Raw genomic sequence first — 15,428 nt, forward strand, 5'->3', positions numbered from 1 at the left:
CCGGCCACCCTAAGCCTCCGGGCCCGCGGGCTTGCGGAGCGCGGTTTAGCGAGGAGTGAACGGACTGTTCGTCCGAACAGATCGGGCCAACAGGCCGTCCGCTCGGAAAGAGCCGTCAGTCAGCGCCGCTGAGGACGGTGCGGCGCAGCGCCTTGTAGGCGAGCGCGTCGCACAGCGCCAGCCAGCTCGCCTCGACGATGTTGCCGTGCACCCCGACGGTGGTCCACTCGTCCTGATCGTCGCGGGACTCCACCAGCACCCGCGTGACCGCGTCCGTACCCGCGGCGTCGGTGAGGATGCGGACCTTGTAGTCCACCAGTTCCACCGAGTCCACCCAAGGCAGGTGCGGAACCAGCGCCTTGCGCAACGCGGCGTCGAGGGCGTTGACCGGGCCGTTGCCCTCCGCCGTGGCGATGACGCGCTCCCCGTCCACGTGGATCTTCACCGTCGCCTCGGAAACGACCGTCCCGTCCGGGCGGTGATCCAGCAGCACCCGGTAGGACTCCAGCTCGAACGGGGCGTCCACGGCGCCTGCTTCGGCCTCCCCCGCGGCATCCATCTCGCGGCGCAGCAGCAGTTCCAGCGAAGCGTCCGAGCCCTCGAACGACCAGCCGCGGGCCTCCAGCTCCTTGACCTTGCGCACCGCGCCGGAGACCGCCTCCGGCGAGTCGGACAGGTCCAGCCCGAGCTCGGCGCCCTTGAGCTCCAGGCTCGCCCGCCCGGCCATCTCGGTGACCAGCACCCGCATCCGGTTGCCGACCACGTCGGGGTCCAGGTGGTTGTAGAGCTCGGGGTCCACCTTGATCGCGCTGGCGTGCAGCCCGGCCTTGTGCGCGAACGCCGACGACCCGACGTAGGGCTGGTGGGTGTCCGGGGCGAGGTTGGCGATCTCGGACAGCGCGTGCGAGACGGTTGTGAGCTCGGTCAGCTTGCCCTCCGGCAGCACCGGCATGTCCAGCTTGGTCGCCAGGTTGCCGAGGACCGCGAACAGGTCGGCGTTGCCCGCGCGCTCGCCGTATCCGTTGGCGGTGCATTGCACGTGCGTGGCACCGGCCTGCACCGCCGCGATCGAGTTGGCGACCGCGCAGCTGGTGTCGTCCTGGCAGTGGATGCCCACCCGGAACCCGGTGCGCGCGACGATCTCCTCGACCGTGGACGCGAGCTGCATCGGCAGCTGCCCGCCGTTGGTGTCGCACAGCACCGACACGTCGGCGCCCGCGGTCATCGCGGCCTCCAGCACCCGCAGCGAGGCGTCCGGGTCGTGGGCGTAGCCGTCGAAGAAGTGCTCGGCGTCCACGAACACCCGGCGCCCCTCCCCCACCAGGTAGCGCACGGTGTCTGCGACCATCGCGCAGTTCTCTTCGACCGTGGTGCGCAGCGCCCGCTCCACGTGCCTGCGGTCGGACTTGGCGACCAGCGTGACGACCGGCGCCTGCGAATCGACCAGCGCCCGCACCTGCGGATCTTCGTGCGCTTGCGCGCCCGCGCGGCGGGTGGAGCCGAACGCGACCAGCGCGGCGTGGTCGAGCCGCAGCTCGCCCGCGGCGGCGCGGGCGAAGAACTCGGTGTCCTTCGGCAGCGCGCCCGGCCAGCCGCCTTCGATGAAACCGACCCCGAGCGAGTCCAGCAGCTTCGCCACCGCGATCTTGTCCGGGACCGAGTAGGAGATCCCTTCCCGCTGGGCGCCGTCGCGCAGCGTGGTGTCGTAGACGTGGAAGTCGTCGCCCAGGGGGGTCCCGGCCGGGGTCGTGCGAGTCACTGGATTCTCCTGTCGGCTTCGGTATCGATGCCTCGAAGCGGCCGTCTCGCCGCGCTGGTGGCGGGTTCCTCCGGGCACAAAAAAGACCCCCCGCGAATGCGAGAGGTCTGCGCGCCGGGGGTGCGAGTCGTCACCCGGCGCGCCGTCCAATAATGCGGAAGCTGATGGCCACGCCCGTATGCTGCCACAACCGCTCGCGGCGCCACCAGGTGGGCTGCCATTCCCAGCTGCCGGACGGGCGCGCGGTCCCGACATGCGAAACGGGCGCCCTCCCGGCAGGAAGGCGCCCGCAGCGCAGGAAACTCGAAGTCGACCAGGCTTGCCGGCCGGTCACGCTTGGACTGTCAGGCTTGCTGGGCGACCTCGCGGGAGGACACCAGCGCCGCCAGCCGGTCGCCGATGGCGAAGGTCGCACCCGGCGCCGAGTGGTCCCGGGTGGCCAGGTCGAACGCCACCGAAGCCTCCACCCGGCGGGCCGCCTCGGCCTGCCCGACGTGGTCCAGCAGCAGCGCCACCGACAGCACCGCGGCCGTCGGGTCGGCCGCACCGTGCCCGGCGATGTCCGGGGCGCTGCCGTGCACCGGCTCGAACATGCTCGGGTTGCGCCGGGTGGCGTCGATGTTGCCGCTGGCGGCGAGCCCGATGCCGCCGGTGACCGCCCCGGCCAGGTCGGTGATGATGTCGCCGAACAGGTTGTCCGTGACGATCACGTCGAACCGGCTCGGGTCGGTGAGCATGTGGATCGTCGTGGCGTCCACGTGCTGGTAGGCGACCGTGACGTCGGGGTGCTGCAGCGAGACCTCTTCGACGACCCGGGACCACAACGAGCCGGCGTGGGTGAGCACGTTGGTCTTGTGCACCAGCGTCAGGTGCTTGCGCGGGCGGGCCGCGGCGCGGGCGAAGGCATCGCGCACGACCCGCTCCACGCCGAAGGCCGTGTTGATGCTGACCTCGGTCGCGATCTCGTGCGTCGTGTCCTTGCGCAGCAGACCGCCGTTGCCCGCGTACGGCCCTTCGGTGCCTTCGCGCACCACGACCATGTCCACGTCGCCGGGATCGGCCACCGGGCTCTTCACCCCGGGGTAGAGCCTGCCGGGACGCAGGTTGACGTGGTGGTCGAGCTCGAAGCGCAGCCGCAGCAGCAGCCCGCGCTCCAGGATCCCGCTGGGCACCGAGGGGTCGCCGACCGCGCCGAGCAGGATCGCGTCGTGCTGGCGCAGCTCGGTCAGCACCGACTCGGGCAGCAGCTCGCCGGTGGCGTGCCAGCGCGCGGCTCCCAGGTCGTACCGGGTGATCTCGGTATCGGGAACGACCTCTCCGAGGACTTTGAGCGCCTCGGCGACCACCTCCGGCCCGATCCCGTCACCGGGGATCACAGCGAGCCGCATGAACACACCTCCCGACTAGGCGACCCCGAAACCGCGGGGCTCGATCTGTTGCGGCGAAGGCTACCGGCAAGCCTTCGCGGGCAGGCACGCCGCACCCACCAAGTGGTCCAACCATCCCGGCCGGCGGGACACCCATAGGGGTGAACGACGACGGGCGGGACGACGAAAAAGGACCGCCGCGGCGCGCGCGGCGGTCCTTCGCCGAGTGCCACGACCCGGCGGATCACGGCGAGCTCCCCATGATCCGTTGGATCCCCCGCAGCCTGCCACGATCCAGCGGATCACGCGATGCCCGGCCGGGGGATCATCAGCGGTGCTTACGAGGCCGTTTCATGAGCGGCGTCAGCCGCTTGCGGCGCCCGAGGACGCAGCCGGACCACCGGCGGGTTCTCAGGCGTCTTCTGGCGAGGACAGCGGCCCGGACCTATAAAGACGCCGCGTAGGACGCTACGTCAGGACGAGATCCCGGAGCCAGAAGACGTCCGAGGTTCCGCTGGGTGACCCACTACGCAATCCGCTCAAGCACGCCTGATGCGGCTCACTCGAAGCTGACGGTGCGGACGGTGGTCGCGCCCACCGCAGCGCCGATCGGCTCCAGCACACCGGTGTCGACCGGCCGGTCCACCCGCAGCAGCATGATCGCGTCGGAGCGCTCGGTGGTCTGGCTGACCGTGGCGGCATCGATGTTCACGCCGACCTCGCCGAGCAGCGTGCCGACCTTGCCCATCACGCCAGGGCGGTCCGGGTACTCCAGCAGCAGCACGTTGCCCTCGGCGCGCAGGTCGAAGTGCCTGCCGTTGACCTCGATCAGCTTCTCCACCAGGTTCGCGCCGGTGAGCGCGCCGGAGACCACGGCGCGGCGCCCGTCGGCCAGGCCCGCGCGCACCGACACCACGCTGCGGTGGTTCTGGCTCTCCGATGCCTTCTGCACCTCGACGCTGACTCCGAGGTCCTCGGCCAGCTGCGGGGCGTTGACGAAGGTCACCTGGTTCTCCACCGCTCCGGAGAACACCCCGCGCAGCGCCGCGAGCTGCAGCACCGAGACGTCCTCGTCGGCGAGTTCGCCGCGCGCCTCGATGGTCACCGAGGTCGGCGTGCTGCCCAGCACCGCCGCCAGCAGCTGGCCCAGCTTCTGGGTCAGCGGCAGGTACGGGCGGACCTCCTCGCCGACCGCGCCGCCCTGCACGTTGACCGCGTCCGGCACGAAGTCGCCTGCCAGCGCCAGCAGCACCGACTTGGCCACGTCGGTGCCCGCGCGGTCCTGCGCCTCCGCGGTGGAGGCACCCAGGTGCGGGGTGGCGACCACGTTCTCCAGCTCGAACAGCGGGCTCTCGGTGGTCGGCTCGGACTTGTAGACGTCGATGCCCGCGCCGCCGATGTGCCCGGAGCGGATCGATTCGGCCAGCGCCTCCTCGTCGATCAGCCCGCCGCGCGCGGCGTTGACGATCAGCTGGCCCTGCTTGGCCTTCTTCAGCTCCTCGGCGCCGATCAGGCCCAGCGTCTCGGCGGTCTTGGGCAGGTGGATCGACACCGCGTCCGCGCGCGCCAGCAGGTCTTCGAGGCTGACCAGCTCGATGCCCAGCTGCGCGGCGCGGGAGGCGGACACGTACGGGTCGTAGGCGATCAGCTTGGTGCCGAAGGCGGCGATGCGCTGCGCGAACAGCTGGCCGATCTTGCCGAGGCCGACCACGCCGACGGTCTTGCCGTTGAGCTCGACGCCGCTGTAGGAGCTGCGCTTCCACTCCCCTGCGCGCAGGCTCGCGTCGGCGGCGGCCACGTTGCGGGCCACCGACAGCAGCAGCGCCAGGGCGTGCTCGGCGGCGGAGACGATGTTGGACGTGGGGGCGTTGACCACCATCACGCCGCGCTCGGTGGCCGCGGGCACTTCGACGTTGTCCAGTCCTACCCCGGCCCGGGCGACGACCTTGAGCTTGCTGGTCGCGGCCAGCACCTCGGCGTCGACCTTGGTGGCGGAGCGGACCAGCAGCGCGTCTGCGTCGGCGACGGCCTCCAGCAGCGCCGGGCGGTCCGTGCCGTCGACGTGACGGATCTCGACCTCGGCTCCGAGCGCTTCGAGCACGGAGGGGGCCAGCTTCTCGGCGATCAGGACGACAGGACGATTGGTCACGGGCGCGCTCCATTGAGAGGGATCACGGTCGTAGCAGGGCACGGCGTTGTACCCGGACGGTGAGGCAGTTTAACCGGAGTTTGAGAACTCGTTCACAAGGGTGTGACGCACGACAAACCCGCCGCAGAAGTCGGAAAGGCCCGTTTCCGGGCCCTTCGTCGCAGGTCAGCGCGATGATTGCGCAGCGAACAATCGCTCGGACTTCGGTTCGCCTGCGTGCAGCGGCGAAGCCGCTTGCGCCGAACGCCTGAGCAACGGCACCGCCGCGGGCTCTCAGCCGTTCGCTCGCGAGGACGGCTCCGACGCGCGTAGGGCACTACGCCTCCGAGGATCTCCCGGAGCGAGCGGACGCCTGACTGAGGTTCCACCGCCCGGCCGCCCACGCGAAGCATCCCGAAGCTCGCGGATCAGGGTTCGTCGAACTCGCCGTCCTTCGCCCCGGCCACGAACGCGTCCCATTCCTCGGGCGTGAACACCAGCACCGGGCCTTCCGGCTCGGCGCCGTTGCGCATCCCGATGTAGCCGTCCACGAAAGCGATCTCCACGCCCGGTTCGTCGTCGTCCTCGGTGCTGGTGATCCACTCCGCGTCGGTGAAGTCGAGCTCGTGGCGGATGTGCGCCTTGTCGTCCACCGGGGCGTCCGCGGTCCGCGTGGTATCGCCGCCGGTCTGCGTTGTCGTGCTGGCTTCGTCGTTCACGACCGGCACGATACCCGCGGCAGCGCCCGCGACTCGATCGCGTGAACGGGTGGCCGGGCATCGATTCGCGCGGAAACTTCCTGCGGTGCAAGGAGAACGCTGGGAAACCGCGCCGGGAAGGGACCGCGTCCACTCCGAGCGGCGTCAGCTGCCATCCAAGCGACCGGCAGGGACAACACGCCGAAGGCCCGGCGATCCCTCGTGGGGACAACCGGGCCTTCCGACCACGCGGACCGCCGGTCGGGCGGGCCTGCGCGGGAGATCATGCGCAGCGCAGGGCGCTCACTTCGTCCGGGCCGTGCCTTGCTTCGCCCGGACCGTTCCTTGCTTCGCCAGGACCGTTCCTTGCCTCGTCCAGTCCGTCCCTCACTTCGTCCAGGACATCAGGGCGCGCAGCTTCTTGCCGACCTCCTCGATCTGGTGGTCGTTGCCCGCCTGCTGCAGCTTGTTGAAGTTCGGGCGGCCGCCCTCGTCCTCGGAGACCCACTCCTTGGCGAACGAGCCGTCCTGGATCTCGCCGAGGATCTTGCGCATGTTGTCCTTGACGTGCGCGTCGATGATCCGCGGGCCGCGGGTGAGGTCGCCGTACTCGGCGGTGTCCGAGCAGGAGTAGCGCTGCCCGGCGATGCCGCCCTCGAACATCAGGTCCACGATCAGCTTCAGCTCGTGCAGCACCTCGAAGTAGGCGATCTCCGGCTGGTAGCCGGCCTCCACCAGCACCTCGAAGCCGGTCTGCACCAGCGCGCTGGCGCCGCCGCAGAGCACCGCCTGCTCACCGAAGAGGTCGGTCTCGGTCTCCTCGGTGAAGGTGGTCTTGATGACCCCGGCGCGCGCCCCGCCGATGCCCGCGGCGTAGGACAGCGCCAGCGCCTGAGCGTTGCCGGAGGCGTCCTGCTCGACCGCGATCAAGCACGGCACGCCCTTGCCGTCGACGAACTGGCGGCGCACCAGGTGGCCCGGGCCCTTCGGGGCGACCATCGCGACGTCCACATCGGACGGCGGCTGGACCAGGCCGTAGCGGATGTTGAAGCCGTGCCCGAAGAACAGCGCGTCGCCGGACTTGAGGTTCGGCGCGATGTCGTTGGCGTAGATCTCCCGCTGCTTGGTGTCCGGGGCGAGGATCATGATCAGGTCGGCCTCGGCGGAAGCCTCCGCCGGGGTGACCACCCGCAGGCCCTCGTCCGCGGCCTTGGCGCGGGACTTCGACCCCTCGGGCAGGCCGATGCGCACGTCCACACCGGAGTCGCGCAGGCTCAGCGCGTGCGCGTGGCCCTGGCTGCCGTAGCCGATGATCGCGACCTTGCGGCCCTGCGCGATGCCCAGGTCGGCGTCGGCGTCGTAGAAGATCTCAGTAGCCATGTGTTCGGTCTTCCTTTCGGACTTGATTCGTTCGTCCTGCCCGGCACGCGCGGGCGGGCGGCGGACGGCCGGGTTCAGCGAACCGCGGTCGCGGTGATCGAGCGCGGGCCGCGGCCGATGGCGATCGACCCGGACTGCACCATCTCCCGGACACCGTAGGGCTCCAGCATCCGCAGCAGCGCGCCCAGCTTCTCGCCGTCACCGGTGGCCTCGATGGTCAGCGCCTCCGGCGAGACGTCGACGACCTTGGCCCGGAACAGCTGCACCGTCTCCAGCACCTGGCTGCGCACCGAGGCGTCCGCGCGGACCTTGACCATCAGCAGCTCGCGCTGCACCGAGGACTCCGGGTCCAGCTCCACGATCTTGATCACGTTGACCAGCTTGTTGAGCTGCTTGGTGACCTGCTCCAGCGGCTGCTCGCCGACCGCGACCACGATGGTCATCCGGGAGATCTCCGGGTGCTCGGTCGGCCCGACCGCCAGCGACTCGATGTTGAAGCTGCGGCGGGAGAACAGGCCCGAAACGCGGGCCAGCACGCCCGGCACGTTCTCCACCAGCACGCTCAGCGTGTGTCGGCTCATGGAGGCGCTCACCCCTCGTCCTCGTCGAACAGCGGGCGGATGCCGCGCGCCGCCATGATCTCGTCGTTGCCGGTGCCCGCGGCCACCATCGGCCACACCTGCGCGTCCTTGCCCACCACGAAGTCGATCACGACGGGTCGGTCGTTGATCTCCATCGCCCGCTGGATGACGCTGTCGACGTCCTCGCGGGACTCGCACCGCAGGCCTGCGCAGCCCAGCGCCTCGGCGAGCAGCTTGAAGTCCGGGATGCGGTGCTTGTGGGTGCCGAGGTCACTGTGTGAGTAGCGCTCGGCGTAGAAGAGGTTCTGCCACTGCCGGACCATACCGAGGTTGCCGTTGTTGATGACGGCGACCTTGATGGGCAGTTCCTCGATGGCGCTGGTCGCCAGCTCCTGGTTGGTCATCTGGAAGCAGCCGTCGCCGTCGATGGCCCACACCGGCTTGTCCGGCACCCCGGCCTTGGCGCCCAGCGCGGCGGGCACCGCGTAGCCCATCGTGCCCAGGCCGCCGGAGTTCAGCCAGGTCCGCGGGTGCTCGTAGCCGATGAACTGCGCGGCCCACATCTGGTGCTGGCCGACACCGGCGACGTAGCAGGCTTCCGGGCCGACGATGTTGCCGAGCCGTTCGATCACGTACTCGGGCGCGAGGCTGCCGTCCGACGGCCACTCGTAGCCCAGCGGGAAGGTGTCGCGCCACTGCCGGAGCTGGTCCCACCACGGGCCGAGGTCGGCGGTGCCGTCCTCTCCGGTGGCGGTCGCCAGCGCGTCGATGAGCTCCGTGATGACGTCCTTGCAGTCGCCCACGATCGGCACGTCGGCGTTGCGGTTCTTGGAGATCTCGGCCGGGTCGATGTCGGCGTGCACCACCTTCGCCTCCGGGGCGAACGAGGACAGCTGGCCGGTGACCCGGTCGTCGAACCGGGTGCCGAGCGCGATCAGCAGGTCGGAGCGCTGCATCGCCGCGACCGCCGAGACGGTGCCGTGCATCCCGGGCATCCCCAGGTGCTGCGGGTGCGAGTCGGGGAACGCGCCGCGCGCCATCAGCGTGGTGACGACCGGGATGCCGCTGCTCTCGGCGAGCTTGCGCAACTGCTCGGTCGCCTCGGCCTTGAGCACGCCGCCGCCGACGTAGAGCACCGGGCGCCGCGCCGCGGTGATCAGCTTCGCGGCCTCCCGGACCTGCTTGCCGTGCGGCTTGCTGGTGGGCCGGTAGCCGGGCAGCTTCATCTCCGGCGGCCAGGAGAACGAGGTGGTAGCCGTTTGGACGTCCTTCGGGATGTCCACCAGCACCGGGCCGGGCCTGCCGCTGTTGGCGATGTAGAACGCTTCCGCGATCGTGCGCGGGATGTCCTCGGCCTTGGTGACCAGGAAGTTGTGCTTGGTGACCGGCAGCGTGATGCCGCAGATGTCGGCTTCTTGGAAGGCGTCGGTGCCGATCAGGGTGGTGGCCTGCTGGCCGGTGATCGCCACCACCGGCACCGAGTCCATCTGCGCGTCGGCCAGCGCGGTGACCAGGTTCGTCGCCCCCGGCCCCGAGGTCGCCATGCACACCCCGACGTTGCCGGTGGCCTGCGCGTAGCCGGTCGCCGCGTGCCCGGCGCCCTGCTCGTGGCGGACCAGCACGTGGCGGACCTTCGTGGAGTCCAGCAGCGGATCGTAGGACGGCAGGATCGTGCCGCCGGGAATGCCGAACACGACCTCGGCGCCTACCGCCTCGAGCGAGCGCACGAGCGACTGCGCGCCGGTGGCCTGCACCGGGGCGCCGCTTGGCGGGGCGGGCTTGGGACGGTGCCCCGGCGGCGGCGCCGGGACGGGGTTCTGCCTGGTGTTGGCGCTGGTCATCGGTTCGCCTCTGTCCGAGCGGTGTTGATCGGTGAGTGGACTGTCGATGCGTTGGGCACGAAAAAACCCCCGCCGGTCAACACAGGACCGTACGAGGGTTGGCGCGTCGACGCTGCGAGCTTCCTCAGGCGTGGACGCGCCGGGGAAGTACGAGAATGTCGTCGATTCGCAGCATGGCCAGGACGTTAACGGCAGCCATGTCGCCGGGTCAAACCATGCGGGAAGGATTTCCCAGCCAGTGGACGCGCTGCGCCCCGCTCGCACGTCGATCGGCAGTGCGTTTCCGCAGCTTACCGATCCCGCATTCGCCTTCGGGCGGGCGAATTTGTGGCGTACGTCGCGCATCCCGCGTGTCCGATGTCCGCGGAGCGGGCCGCTCGCCGGTTCTCACCTGCCCCGCGATCCGTCGCGCACGCGGGTGAGACCATCGGGACGTGAGCGAGTCCCCCAAGTCCTCCGGACCGGACGGCGCCGGCGCGAACGAAGCGCACGCGGCGGCCGAGGGCTCGCGGCGGCAGACCGGCGAACGCCCGGCCGCAGAGAGCCCGAACGACGAGGGGACCCCCGAAGTGAGCACGACCGAGGACCAAGGCTCGACCGCCGTGCGGGAGCCGGGCACGACCGAGCAGCCGCAGGCCGCGCCGGAAAGCACGGCGCCGGACTCGGAGAACACCGCGCGGACTCCGGATGGCGGCGCGGCCCGCCCGACCGCGAAGGCGGTCCCGAAGTCGCTCACCTTCCACCTCACCCGAACCTCGCTGCTGGCGGTGGCCGTGGTGGCGGTCTGCACGACGCCGATCGCGTTCGCGCAGCCGTTCCCCTACCTGCTGCCCGCCTTCCTGATCCCCGCGGCACTGGCTTACGCCGTGCTGTGGCCGCGGACGATCGCCACGGACGAAGGGATCCGCACCCGGTTGCTGGCGGGCGAGACCTCGTTCGGCTGGGACGAGCTGGCCTCGGTGCGGCTGAACGAACGCCGCTGGGTGCGCGCGGTGCTGGAGTCCGGCGGCGAAGGCCGGACGCGGGAAGTCCGGCTCTCGGCGGTGCGGGTGCGCGACCTGTCCCACCTGGCGCTGATGAGCGGCGGCCGGCTGCCGGACCCGAACGAGCCGCTGGAACGCCCGGCGGAGACCGGCGCGGTGTCGGACGGCGAGCAGGGCACCGGATCCGCGAACTCCGAATCGGACTCCGCCGCCGAATCCGCGGACGACACCGGGAAATCCACCGCCGCGCAGCAGGATCCCTCGGCCGCCGCAAGCGAATCCGCTCCGGGCGAGGACTCCCCGGACGACCGCCGCGGCTGAACACCTCGCGCGAACGGCGCGAACCGGGCGCACGACCAGCACCGCGGCAGGAGTAACGTCGCGGTCACCGCGCTGTGCTCGCACCCAAAAGGTGCCGTTCTCCCCGCCCCGACGCGGGTCTCGCAGAGGAACCGAGAAGACCATGCCCCAGTTGCGCTCCCGCACCACCACGCACGGCCGCAACGCCGCAGGCGCCCGTTCGCTGTGGCGTGCCACCGGCATGACCGACGACGACTTCGGCAAGCCGATCGTGGCCATCGCCAACTCCTACACCCAGTTCGTGCCAGGGCACGTGCACCTGCGCGACCTCGGCGACGTGGTGGCCGACACGATCCGCGAATCCGGCGGCGTGCCGCGGGAATTCCACACCATCGCCGTGGACGACGGCATCGCGATGGGCCACAGCGGGATGCTCTACTCGCTGCCGTCCCGCGAGCTGATCGCGGACTCGGTGGAGTACATGGTCAACGCGCACCAGGCCGACGCGCTGGTGTGCATCTCGAACTGCGACAAGATCACGCCCGGGATGCTCAACGCGGCGATGCGGCTGAACGTGCCGACGGTGTTCGTCTCCGGTGGCCCGATGGAAGCGGGCAAGGCGGTGGTCGTGGACGGTGTCGCGCAGGCACCGACCGACCTGATCACCACCATCTCGGCATCGGCCAACGCCGCGGTGGACGACGCGGGCCTGTCCGAGGTGGAGCGCTCCGCCTGCCCGACCTGCGGGTCCTGCTCGGGCATGTTCACCGCGAACTCGATGAACTGCCTGACCGAGGCGCTCGGCCTGGCGCTGCCCGGCAACGGCTCGACGCTGGCCACGCACGCCGCCCGCCGCGCGCTGTTCCAGGAGGCCGGGCGCACCGTGGTGCGCGCCGCCGAGCGCTGGTACCAGCAGGACGACGACTCGGTGCTGCCCCGCTCGGTCGCGAACAAGCAGGCGTTCGAGAACGCGATGGCGCTGGACATGGCGATGGGCGGCTCGACGAACACGGTGCTGCACACGCTGGCCGCTGCGCAGGAGGGCGGCATCGACTTCGCCCTGGAGGACATCGAGCGGATCAGCAGGCAGGTGCCTTGCCTGTCGAAGGTCGCGCCGAACTCCGATTTCCACATGGAGGACGTGCACCGGGCGGGCGGGATCACCGCGATCCTCGGCGAGCTGGACCGCGGCGGGATGCTGCACCGCGAGGTCTCCTCGGTGCACAGCCCCAGCCTCACCGACTGGCTGTCCACATGGGACGTCCGCGGCGAGTCGCCGTCCGAGCAGGCCGTGGAGCTGTTCCACGCCGCGCCCGGCGGAGTGCGCACCACGCAGGCGTTCTCCACCGAGAACCGCTGGTCCTCTTTGGACACCGATGCGGCGAACGGCTGCATCCGCAGCGTCGAGCACGCCTACACCGCCGACGGCGGGCTGGCGGTGCTGCGCGGCAACCTCGCCGAGGACGGCGCGGTGGTCAAAACCGCCGGTGTCGAGGAGGAGCTGTGGCTGTTCGAGGGCCCGGCGCGGGTGCTGGAGAGCCAGGAGCAGGCGGTCTCGGCGATCCTGAACAAGGAGATCCAGGCCGGTGACGTGCTGGTGATCCGCTACGAAGGCCCCGCGGGCGGGCCCGGGATGCAGGAGATGCTGCACCCGACCGCGTTCCTGAAGGGCTCCGGCCTCGGCAAGAAGTGCGCGCTGATCACCGACGGCCGGTTCTCCGGCGGTTCTTCGGGACTGTCGATCGGGCACATCTCGCCGGAGGCGGCCAACGGCGGCGTGATCGGGCTGGTGCAGGACGGCGACCCGATCCGCATCGACGTGCGCGAGCGCGGCCTGGAGCTGCTGGTCGACGACGAGGTGCTGGCCGAGCGGCGGGCGAAGATGGACGCCGCCGAGCACCCGTGGCAGCCGGTCGCCCGGGAGCGCTCGGTGACCACCGCGCTGCGGGCCTACGCGAAGCTCGCGACTTCGGCGTCCTACGGCGCGGTCCGCGACATCAGCAAGTAACTCCGCCGGCAGTGAACGGACCGCTCGTCCGGGGAAGATCGGTCGAACGGTCCGTTCACTCGGTGCGTACGGCGCCTCAGTGCAGGAAGAACAGCACTCCGGCGGAAGAACCGGCCGCGATCAGCAGGCAGATGATTCCGCTGACCACCGGGTGCCGGAACCAGGAACGGCCGTTGTCCAGCGCGGCCCTGCCCGGTCCGATGAACATCAGGCCGACCGCGAGCGCGGCCAGCACCACGTTGTACTCGTAACCGTCCGGCGAGAAGAATCCGTCGCCGAGTCTGGTGCCGATCACCGCGCTGGCCATCACCCCTGCGATGCCGGCCGCGGCCAGCGGGGTGAACAGGCCGAGCACCAGCAGCGCGCCCGCACCGAGTTCGGTGCCGCCGGTGACCAGCGAGAGGATCTGGCTCTGCTGGAATCCGGATTTCGCCAGCGACTGCGCGAATGCCTCGGGGCCGCTGCCGCCGAGCACGCCGAACAGTTTCTGCGCGCCGTGCGCGGCGAAGATCCCGCCGAGCACCAGCCGGATGACCAGCAGGCCGAAGTCCGCGCCCGCGTTCCAGCCGAACTGCTTTCGCTGCGGCGGCAGCGGCTCGTAGTAGTCGTCCTCGTAGCGGCGGTCGACCACCGACGTTGCCGTGCCGTCGCTGTAGGCGGCGTCGTCGTAGTAGTTGTACGTTCCGGGACCCGAACCTTCGGTGTCCCGCACGCGATCGTCGCGGTGTGCGCCCCCGCCGCTCGGGCGCTCGTCGTGAATGCTCACGGCGCTGGAGGTTAAGCCATCCCAAGCACAAAAAGCGACCCTTTCGAGTGAAGATTTCGCGACGTCCTTGCGCCGGGTTCCGACGCTTGGCGGAATCCCGCCGAAAGCCTCCGCATTCGCCGCATTCCGCAGCGCGCCCGCGCACTGCTCGTATCGGTTCGCATTCCCGCCGTAGAAGGTTGCAACCCGCCACCAGGTGTATTTGCTGCATTCGGCCCTAACCCGGCGGCCGGGCAGAGCGCGGACGAATTCCATTCGGTTTCCGGGAGGCGGAACGCCGGGGCTGCTCACCGGACGTTCACGGACCGGCCGATACCCTCGTGCCCCGTGGCAGCCTCGAACCGCGCGAACCGCACGACCCGCCGCCTGCGGACGGCCGCGGGTGCGCTGCTCGTCGCGGCCGCGTTCGCCGGTTGCGCCCAGTTCCCGAACGAGCACCCGAACGCCTGGAAAGACCAGCCGTCGCTGGAACCGCAGGCCGGACCGCAGCCGTCGATCGAGCAACCGCCGCCACCACCGCCACCGCCCGGGCAGCCGGTGCCCGAGGAACCGGCCGTTCCGGAAGGCTGCGTGGACCCTGATCCGTCGGTCGTCGCTACCTGCTTGTCCCCGGTCGGCGCGGTCGCGGTGCTGCCGGACGGGCAGAGCGCGCTGGTCGCCGAACGCGACACCGGCCGGGTGCTGCGAGTGCGCAAGGACAGCGAACCGGTGGAGGTCGCCCGCGTCCCGGTCGACTCGTCCGGCGACGGAGGGCTGACCGGGCTCGCGCTGTCCCCCAGTTACCAGGAGGACGAGCTCTTCTACGCCTACGCCAGCACCGGCGGCGGCAACCAGGTCCTGCGCGTGGCGCCGGGCGACCGGCCGAAACCGGTGCTGACCGGCATCCCGAAGGGCGGCTCCGGCAATTCCGGCGCGCTGCTCGACGACGGCCAGGGCGGGCTGCTGGTGGCCACCGGCGATGCGGGCGATCCGGCGAACGCCGCGGACCCGGCTTCGCTGGCGGGCAAGGTGCTGCGCATCGACGCGTTCGGCGCGCCAGCGCCCGGCAACCCCGATCCGGCGTCGCCGGTGGTGGCCTCCGGGGTGACCAGTCCCGGCGGGCTGTGCGGATCGGCCGCGGCCGGGATCTGGCTGACCGACCGGGACGCCTCCCGCGACTCGCTGCACCGCGTGCAACCGGGTCAGCCGGTGGGGTCGGCGGTGTGGAGCTGGCCGGACCGGCCCGGAGTCGCCGGATGCGCCGCGGCGCCGAACGGGATCGTGGTGGCGTTGCGCGAGGCCGCGGCGCTGTACACGCTCACGCCCGGGCCCGGCGGTTCGATCACCGGGGAACCCGCCAAGGTCATGGAGAACACCTACGGCCGGTTCTCCGCCGCGGCGATGAGCAAGGACGGGCAGCTCTGGCTGGGCACCGCGAACAAATCCGGTGGCCGCCCGGTACCCAGCGACGACCGGGTGCTGCGCATCGACCCGCCGAGCGGCGGCACCGCGGGCAAGGACTGAGCGTTCGAGGTCTTCGCCGAAGATTCGGCTACCCGGCGGAATCACCGTCCTCGCTGACGGGCCACCGCAGCGGAAGGCTCCCCCGTCGTTCACCCGGCAGGCAGCGAGCTCGCG

Annotated in this window: 11 protein-coding genes; 3 read left to right on the forward strand and 8 right to left on the reverse strand. The window is 70.8% G+C overall.

Features of this window, described 5'->3' with window-relative positions; translation table 11 throughout:
* Window positions 1-115: 115 nt before the first annotated feature.
* The 7 genes from cimA to INP57_RS12160 all read right to left on the reverse strand — a co-directional run bounded on the left by cimA (window position 116) and on the right by INP57_RS12160 (window position 9,754).
* Window positions 116-1,759: a citramalate synthase gene (gene cimA / locus INP57_RS12130; RefSeq protein ID WP_200070240.1), complete on the reverse strand. Its 1,644-nt coding sequence runs from the start codon at window positions 1,757-1,759 to the stop codon at window positions 116-118.
* Window positions 1,760-2,103: 344 nt separating this feature from the next.
* A complete protein-coding gene (locus INP57_RS12135; protein WP_200070241.1) occupies window positions 2,104-3,147 on the reverse strand; it encodes a 3-isopropylmalate dehydrogenase in 1,044 nt (347 codons plus the stop codon).
* 538 nt (window positions 3,148-3,685) lie between these two features.
* Window positions 3,686-5,275 (reverse strand): phosphoglycerate dehydrogenase, encoded by a 1,590-nt coding sequence (gene serA, locus INP57_RS12140; protein ID WP_200070242.1) that lies wholly within the window; start codon window positions 5,273-5,275, stop codon window positions 3,686-3,688.
* Between the two features lie 407 nt (window positions 5,276-5,682).
* Window positions 5,683-5,907: a DUF397 domain-containing protein gene (locus INP57_RS12145; RefSeq protein WP_200070402.1), complete on the reverse strand. Its 225-nt coding sequence runs from the start codon at window positions 5,905-5,907 to the stop codon at window positions 5,683-5,685.
* A 432-nt stretch (window positions 5,908-6,339) separates the two neighbouring features.
* Window positions 6,340-7,332, reverse strand: coding sequence for a ketol-acid reductoisomerase (ilvC, locus tag INP57_RS12150; protein WP_200070243.1), 993 nt, complete (start codon window positions 7,330-7,332; stop codon window positions 6,340-6,342).
* Window positions 7,333-7,406: 74 nt separating this feature from the next.
* Window positions 7,407-7,913, reverse strand: a complete 507-nt coding sequence (ilvN, locus tag INP57_RS12155) for an acetolactate synthase small subunit (protein WP_200070244.1) — start codon at window positions 7,911-7,913, stop codon at window positions 7,407-7,409.
* An 8-nt stretch (window positions 7,914-7,921) separates the two neighbouring features.
* Window positions 7,922-9,754, reverse strand: coding sequence for an acetolactate synthase large subunit (locus tag INP57_RS12160; RefSeq protein WP_200070245.1), 1,833 nt, complete (start codon window positions 9,752-9,754; stop codon window positions 7,922-7,924).
* A gap of 434 nt (window positions 9,755-10,188) precedes the next feature.
* Between INP57_RS12160 and INP57_RS30320 the strand changes: the two genes are divergently transcribed.
* Together INP57_RS30320 and ilvD are read left to right on the forward strand one after the other, a co-directional pair.
* Window positions 10,189-11,058: a PH domain-containing protein gene (locus tag INP57_RS30320; RefSeq protein WP_200070246.1), complete on the forward strand. Its 870-nt coding sequence runs from the start codon at window positions 10,189-10,191 to the stop codon at window positions 11,056-11,058.
* Window positions 11,059-11,200: 142 nt separating this feature from the next.
* Window positions 11,201-13,045, forward strand: a complete 1,845-nt coding sequence (ilvD, locus tag INP57_RS12170; RefSeq protein WP_200070247.1) for a dihydroxy-acid dehydratase — start codon at window positions 11,201-11,203, stop codon at window positions 13,043-13,045.
* Between the two features lie 76 nt (window positions 13,046-13,121).
* Here the strand turns inward: ilvD and INP57_RS12175 are convergent, their stop codons facing one another.
* A complete protein-coding gene (locus tag INP57_RS12175; protein WP_200070248.1) occupies window positions 13,122-13,811 on the reverse strand; it encodes a DoxX family protein in 690 nt (229 codons plus the stop codon).
* A gap of 327 nt (window positions 13,812-14,138) precedes the next feature.
* On the opposite strand from INP57_RS12175, the gene INP57_RS12180 reads away from it, so the two are divergent.
* Complete coding sequence (locus INP57_RS12180; protein WP_307850030.1) at window positions 14,139-15,314, forward strand: PQQ-dependent sugar dehydrogenase; 1,176 nt, start codon at window positions 14,139-14,141, stop codon at window positions 15,312-15,314.
* The last annotated feature ends 114 nt before the right edge of the window (window positions 15,315-15,428 follow it).

The organism is Saccharopolyspora galaxeae (assembly GCF_016526145.1).
GTDB lineage: Bacteria > Actinomycetota > Actinomycetes > Mycobacteriales > Pseudonocardiaceae > Saccharopolyspora_C > Saccharopolyspora_C galaxeae.

Bases quoted from the DNA above. Each gene is read 5' to 3' on its own strand.
- ilvC (WP_200070243.1), bottom strand. From the start codon at position 7,332: ATGGCTACTGAGATCTTCTACGACGCCGACGCCGACCTGGGCATCGCG.
- INP57_RS12135 (WP_200070241.1), bottom strand. From the start codon at position 3,147: ATGCGGCTCGCTGTGATCCCCGGTGACGGGATCGGGCCGGAGGTGGTC.
- ilvD (WP_200070247.1), top strand. From the start codon at position 11,201: ATGCCCCAGTTGCGCTCCCGCACCACCACGCACGGCCGCAACGCCGCA.
- ilvN (WP_200070244.1), bottom strand. From the start codon at position 7,913: ATGAGCCGACACACGCTGAGCGTGCTGGTGGAGAACGTGCCGGGCGTG.
- INP57_RS12160 (WP_200070245.1), bottom strand. From the start codon at position 9,754: ATGACCAGCGCCAACACCAGGCAGAACCCCGTCCCGGCGCCGCCGCCG.